The 3,763-nt window shown below is 73.3% G+C and carries 2 protein-coding genes and 1 pseudogene; 1 reads left to right on the top strand and 2 read right to left on the bottom strand.

What is annotated here, in order from left to right; all coding sequences use genetic code 11:
• Positions 1–496, top strand: a pseudogene (locus GT030_RS00535) (transferase); the annotation flags it as partial.
• A gap of 7 nt (positions 497–503) precedes the next feature.
• Here the strand turns inward: GT030_RS00535 and GT030_RS00530 are convergent.
• The gene (locus GT030_RS00530; RefSeq protein ID WP_161199297.1) at positions 504–2,417 is read right to left on the bottom strand and encodes a cellulase family glycosylhydrolase; all 1,914 of its coding nucleotides are present in this window, start codon (positions 2,415–2,417) and stop codon (positions 504–506) included.
• 128 nt (positions 2,418–2,545) lie between these two features.
• A partial coding sequence (locus GT030_RS00525) for an ATP-binding SpoIIE family protein phosphatase (protein ID WP_161199296.1) occupies positions 2,546–3,763 on the bottom strand: 1,218 nt, incomplete at its 5' end.

The raw sequence follows: 3,763 nt of genomic DNA, 5'->3' as shown, positions 1-3,763 counted from the left end.
CGACGGCGCCCGTACCGACCGGCCGTCCCCGGTGGCGGTCCGCATCCCGTACCGGGCGCTGGACGGCTTCCTCGCCGTACGGGCCTGGCTGCGCCCGGCGCACGCGGAGGCCGGGCCGATCGAGGTCGGCGACAAGGCCACCGCCGTCACCGCGCGCCTGCACGGCACGGAGCTGGGCGAGGACGCCGTCGTACGGCTGCGCGGGCGCCGCAGCCGCGAGGAGCGCACCCTGAGCCCGAGCGTCGACGGGGACGGCCGGGGTTTCCGGTTCACCGTCGACCACGCGGACCTCACGGGCGTGGCCGTGCGCTACTGGGACGTCCACGTCCTGCCCACCGCCGACGCGGCCCCCGTCCGGGTGGGCCGCGTCCTGGACGACGTGGCGGACCGCAAACACTCCTTCGTGTACGCGGCCGCGTCCGATGGCGGCCAACTCGTCCGCCCCTACTACACGGTCGACAACGACCTCTCCTTCGAAGTCACCGACCCCGGCTGAGTCCCCGTTACGGGAGGGTCCGGCACAGCAGTGCCGCCGGGCCCTGCCGGGCGCCGAGGCGCGTGGTGAAGGCGATCCCGGCCGCGTACTCGTTCACCGCGCACTGGCCTTTGTACGCGCCCTCGGCGAACTCGCCGCCCGCGCCGTCCGAGGGCCGGTCGTCCGAGCGGTCGAACCACACGGTCCGCCCGCTGCCCCCGAGCGCCGACCGGCCCGGTGCGCACAGCGCCGCCGACACCCGCTCGCCGCGCAGGCTGTACCCGATCAGGAACGCGCCGGACGGGCACTGCAGCTTGGTGTACCCGGACGCCCAGTCGCCGCCGGAGACGAACCGCTCGTCCTTGACGACGCTCTGCGCACCGTCCGCCGCGCGGAGACCGGCGGCCCCCGCTTCCGTGCACAGCCCGCGCCCGCCCGTGTGGCTCAGCCCGGTCAGCCGCAGCCCGTCCGGGCAGGCCGCCTTGTACGCACCCGAGTCCCAGTCGCCGGTGTTCCGCACCCGCAGCGACGCCACCGCGTCCCCGTGGTCGGTGTTCAGCATCTTCCACACGGCGGCCGTCGGGACGGGCCCGGTCTTCCCCGGAGTGTCCATCAGGTGCCGCCAGGCCGGGGCCCGCCAGTCGCCGGAGTCGAGGAGCCCGGAGCGGCGGCCGCTCTCGTCGTAGCGGAGCAGCGCCCAGTCGTCGTGGCCCTCGAAGCCGACCAGCGGCCAGTACGCGAAGTCGGCGTCGTGATCGGTGAAGTAGTCGGTGATGTTGCCGAACCAGGCGCGGGTCGCCGGGTTGGTCTCCCCGGCCCCGGCGCCGAACTCGCTGATCCACACCGGCGCGGTGTAGTGGCGGCCGGACTCCTCCGCGAAGAACGCCTCGTCGGTGAGCGCCGCGTCCAACTCCTCACGGGACAGGTCCTGGTAGCGGGCGTCGTGCGTCTCGCCGATGCCGGTGGCGCCGCTGTGCCGGGGGCCGGTGTAGCCGTAGAAGTGCGCCGAGTAGACCAGCTTGTGGGAGTCGACCAGGGTGTGGGAGAGGGTGCGGGCCGGGGTCAGCTGCGGGCGCCCGTGCGGGAGTCCGTCGACCGGGACGCCGGTCCAGTTGATGCCCTCGATCACGATGAGCAGTCCGGGGTTGGCCTCGGTGAGGATGCGGTCGCCGGCCGTCTGGGCCGCCGCGTACCAGTCGTGGGCGTCGCCCAGGCCCCAGTTGGGGTCGTCCAGGACGTCCCGGCGGACCTCGTTGTACAGGTCGGCGCCGACGACACCGGGCACGGACGCGTAGCGGCGGGCCATGAAGACCCAGTCGTCCGCCCACTGTTGCGTGGACTGGCTGCTGTTCCAGCGTTCGTTGCCGTCGATGCCGCAGCACCAGCGGGAGGTGTTGGTGTGGTTGTTCAGGATGACGGCGAATCCGGCCTGGCTGAGCGCGTCCACGACCGCGTCGTACACCTGGAGCGGGGTCTTGCCGCGCAACTGCGGGTTGGCGGTGACCGCCGCGTCCGGTACGGGTGTTGTGCGGTGGACCAGCTCGTTGGAGAACGGCAGCCGAATGGTGTTGACGCCCAGCTCCCGGAAGTCGGAGAGCAGTCGGGCGATCGGGACCCGGTCGAGGCCGAGCGGGATGTCGTGCGCGTTCTGGCCCGCGTGGTGGCTGGCCGGGTCGTCCAGGCTGCCGCTGCCGTTGTAGGAACCCTGTGCGCCGTCCCAGTTGGCGGCCCTCAGCCGGAACCGGTTGCCCCGGCTGTCCACGATGTACCGGCCCTGCGTCGACAGCGGGGCCGACCAGTCGGCGGCCGCCTGTGTCGCGGCGTGCGCGACCGGGGCCGGTGTCGGTACCGGTGCGGCGTGTGCCGTGATGGTCATGCTGGAGGCGAGCAGCAGCCCGGCGGCGGTGGCGGCCAGGCGCAGGGAACGGGGAGCGGTCGGCATGGAGGCGGCCCTCGGCTGTGATGGGGGGTGGGAGCGCGGGAATGCGTGGAGCGCAGTGTCCACCACACCGCACCCGTCACGGAAGGCGCCCGGCGACCGGTCCCGTCACACCTTTCACACCCCAACTCTCAATTATCGATGGGGAGTTCGGCCCAGATGGTCTTGCCCCGGTGCTCCCGGCGGGTGCCCCAGCGCTCGGTGAGCTGGGAGGTGATGGTCAGCCCGCGCCCGTGCTCGTCGTCGTCCTCGGCCTGCCGCAACTGCGGGGTGGTGCTGCTGTCGTCGGTGACCTCGATGATCAGGGCCCGGTCGCGGACCAGCCGCAGCCGGATCGGTCCCGTGGAGTAGCGGACCGCGTTGGTCACCAGCTCGCTGACCACCAGGGTCGCGGTGAACGCGAGGTCCGCCAGATGCCAGTGCCTCAGCCGTTCCTCGGTGCGCTCGCGGGCCAGCGACACCGCCTGCGGCTCGTTCGGCAGCGACCAGGAGGCCACCTTGTCGGCGCCCAGGGCGAGGGTGCGGGCGACCAGCAGTACCCCGTCGTCGCCCGGACGGTCCGGCGCCAGATCGTGCAGCAGGGCATCGCAGATGTCCGGCAGGGGGCGGTCCCGTGGTTGCAACGCGCTGTTGAGCCGGGTCAGTTGGTCACCGGAATCGGGGCTCGAGTCCCGCAGCAGCACCGGGTTGCACAGCACCATCAGCGTGCCCGCCGGCACGTCGAAGTGCCCCACGCGGTAGCGGGGCGCGCCCCGGCCCAGCGCCGGGCCGACCGGGACCTGCGCGAAGGTCGCCGGCTCGTCGGGCCGGGCCACGACGGGCGGCGGATGGCCCGCGCTGGCCACCGTGCACCGCTGCGCCACCGGGTCGTAGACCGCGTACAGACACGTGGTGCCCGCGCGCAGGCTGTCCTGGGACTCGTCCGGGTGCCGCGACTCCTCCGCGTCCAGCCGGCCCACCAGGTCGTGCAGCCGCTCCAGCAGTTCCTCGGGCGTCAGGTCGAGCGAGGCCAGCGCGCCGATGGCGGCCCGCAGACCGCCCATGGTGACGGCCGCCCGGATGCCCCGTGTGGTCGGCTCCCCGACGACCAGCGCCACCCGCGCCCCGGACAGCGGGATGATGTCGAACCAGTCCCCGCTGGTGCTGCTCGGCACATAGCTGTGGGCGGTGGCCACCGCGCTGTGCCCCGGAACGTGGGCCGGCCGCAGACTGAGCTGGAGGATACGGGCCACCGACCGCTCCCGCGTGTACAGCCGGGCGTTGTCCAGGCACACCGCCGTGTGCCGCGTCAGCTCGTCGGCGAGGCGCAGGTCGTCCTCGGTGAACGGCGCGGTGCCCCGGTCCCGGTA

This window comes from Streptomyces sp. SID1328 (assembly GCF_009865595.1).
In the GTDB taxonomy this organism is placed as follows: Bacteria; Actinomycetota; Actinomycetes; order Streptomycetales; family Streptomycetaceae; genus Streptomyces; species Streptomyces griseoluteus.
This window is presented reverse-complemented; position numbering and strand designations above follow the sequence as displayed.

Excerpts from the sequence above, each read along its gene's own strand:
- GT030_RS00530 (WP_161199297.1), bottom strand. The coding sequence starts at position 2,417 with ATGCCGACCGCTCCCCGTTCCCTGCGCCTGGCCGCCACCGCCGCCGGG.